Origin of the sequence: Pseudomonas edaphica, from assembly GCF_005863185.1 — a bacterium.
GTDB classification, from domain to species: domain Bacteria; phylum Pseudomonadota; class Gammaproteobacteria; order Pseudomonadales; family Pseudomonadaceae; genus Aquipseudomonas; species Aquipseudomonas edaphica.
In genome coordinates this window covers 1-2,540 of record NZ_VBVZ01000774.1, presented here as the reverse complement: position 1 = coordinate 2,540, position 2,540 = coordinate 1, and the positions used below count along the sequence as shown (strand labels likewise).

The 2,540-nt window shown below is 58.9% G+C and carries 2 protein-coding genes and 1 pseudogene; 1 reads left to right on the top strand and 2 read right to left on the bottom strand.

Going from position 1 to position 2,540, the window contains the following annotated elements; translation table 11 throughout:
• Window positions 1–475, bottom strand: a pseudogene (locus FEM54_RS30295) (RimK-like ATPgrasp N-terminal domain-containing protein); the annotation flags it as partial.
• Window positions 476–569: 94 nt separating this feature from the next.
• Between FEM54_RS30295 and FEM54_RS30290 the strand changes: the two are divergent.
• Complete coding sequence (locus FEM54_RS30290) at window positions 570–1,670, top strand: GNAT family N-acetyltransferase/peptidase C39 family protein (protein WP_099548250.1); 1,101 nt, start codon at window positions 570–572, stop codon at window positions 1,668–1,670.
• On the opposite strand, the gene sfnG is transcribed toward FEM54_RS30290, so the two are convergent.
• The coding region (gene sfnG, locus FEM54_RS30285) for a dimethylsulfone monooxygenase SfnG (protein WP_138454036.1) at window positions 1,654–2,540 on the bottom strand (887 nt) is incomplete at its 5' end. The two genes, FEM54_RS30290 and sfnG, sit on opposite strands and share 17 nt — an antisense overlap.

Below are 2,540 nucleotides of genomic sequence, written 5' to 3'. Positions count from 1 at the left end.
GCTGCTCTATATTGGTTCGACCAAAATAAAGTGTCAGGGTAAAGCCTGCGGTATTGCTGTAAAGGGGATGACTCAAGGCTTTATCGAGGGTTTTATCCAGGTCATCCAGTGACAAGCCTTACAGCGACTTGTTAGTCAGTTCACTGATGGTGCGTACCGACGGAATCACCTTGTGCCCGCGCGCTTCGGCCAACAACGAGCAGTAGTAGCCGTGGCCCAGGTACTTGTAACTGCGGCACAGATTGATCACCTGCACACGCTTGCCCGTCTCGCTTTCACGGGTTTGTTCAAGGTATTCCTGGGCGGTCACGATGTCTTCGCTGGGGAAGTAAGAGGCCCAATCTTCCTTGCGTTCGACAATGATCACCACTTGGCTGGAACCTTTGCTCGCGACCGATAAATAACCGCTGGAAGTTATTGTCGCCGCGACGTTTTGCTCGGATACTTCACGCCAATGACCTTGTACCGCTGACATAATATTTGATCCGCTTTAGAGAACTCGACCTTTTCTATTAAGCACGATCTTTTAGAGAAGTCCCGTTTCGTTACGCAACTTTTACGGCGGTTATATGGCTCTTTCCTTTCGCGTTGCAACCCCTGCTGATGTGCCTGAACTGGTCGCACTGGAACAGCACTGTTTCACCACCGACCGGCTCTCGTTGCGCAGTTTCCAGTGGATGATCAGCCGTGCCCATGGCCAGTTGCTGGTGGCGGAAAATGATGCGCAGTTGCAAGGTTATGCACTGGTGCTGTTCCATCGCGGCACTTCATTGGCGCGCCTGTACTCCATCGCCATCGCCGAGCATGCGCGCGGCATGGGCTTGGGCAAGCAATTGCTGACGCGCATCGAGGCCTGCGCCCTGGAACATGATTGCGCCTATCTGCGCCTGGAAGTACGCACCGACAACCCCGGCGCCCTGGCGCTGTACGAGCGCAACGGCTATCGCCGCTTTGCGCTGATAAATGACTATTACGAAGATCACACCGCCGCTATTCGACTGGAAAAACGCATCCTCCAGCACCAGGTCGCACGCCCCCAGAGCGTGCCGTATTACCAACAGACCACCGACTTCACCTGTGGCGCCGCATGCCTGCTGATGGCCATGGGCGCGTTGCTGCCAGGTCGCGTGGCCGGGCGGCGCGAAGAACTGCAGATCTGGCGTGAAGCCACCACCGTGTTCATGACCGCAGGCCATGGCGGCTGCAGCCCGCAAGGCTTGGCTTTGGCGGCCTGGCGCCGGGGTTTTCGGGTGCGTATGCAGGTGAATGTGCGCGGGCCGTTGTTTCTGGATGGCGTGCGCGACCAGCACAAAAAGGACGTGATGCGCTTAGTGCATGAGGCGTTTGAAGAGGAATTGGTCGGCAGCGACGTCGAACAGGTATTCGGCGGCGCGCTGGATTTACCGCAGGTATTGCAGGCCGGCGGGCAGCCGCTGGTACTGATCAGCAGCTACCGCCTCACCCGTTCCAAGTCGCCACATTGGGTGATGGTCACCGACTGCGATGAAGAGTTCGTCTACCTGCACGACCCCGACGTGGACCACAGCCAGCATCGCCAATCCCTGGACTGCCAGCATCTGCCGGTCAGCCATGGGGAGTTCGAGCGCATGTGCCGTTTTGGCAATAACAAATTGCGCGCGGCCGTCGTGTTGTTTAAGCCACCTGCTTGACGCCGGCCTTGGCTTCCAGCTCGCGCACCAGCGGCAGGACGCGCTGGCCGAAGTATTCGACCTCTTCCTGAAAATGCAGGAAGCCAGCCAGTATCAGGTCCACGCCCACAGCCTTGAGCGCGACTATGCGCTCGGCGATCTGCTGCGGCGTGCCAATCAAGTTGGTCTTGAAGCCGTCGTTGTATTGCACCAGGTCTTCAAAGCTGGACTTGGCCCAGTTACCCTCGCCTTCCGGTGAGGCCTTGCCCGCCTGTTTGGCCGCATCGCCAAACGCATTCACCGCTTCGGGGTCGGCCTTGTCGATGATTTCGGCGAGCACGGCGCGGGCTTCTTCTTCGGTGTCGCGGGCGATCACAAACGCGTTTACACCGACTTTCACCGAGTGGTGATTGGCCGCGGCCTTGATGCGGAGATCGTCAACCTGGGCCTTGATGCCTTCGGGCGTGTTGCCGTTGGTGAAGTACCAGTCCGACACGCGTGCCGCCATGTCCCGCGCCGCCCGTGAGCTGCCGCCCTGGAACACTTCCGGCTGGCCGAGTGGCTTGGGTTTGAGGCTGTAATTGTTGAAGCGGTAGAAGTCGCCCTTGAAAGTGAAATCGTCCTGGCTCCAGATGCCTTTGAGGGCACGGATAAACTCCTCGGAACGGCGATAACGTTCGTCATGTTCCAGCCAGGGTTCGCCGATGGCCTGGAATTCGCCCTTGAACCAGCCACTGACGATATTCACCGCGATGCGCCCATTGGTGAGCTGGTCGATGGTCGCCAGCTGCTTGGCCGCCAGCGCCGGCTGCCAAGGGCCAGGCAGGATCGCGGCGATCACCTTGAGCCTAGTGGTCGCCGCCAGCAACGCATGGCTGAACGCTACAGACT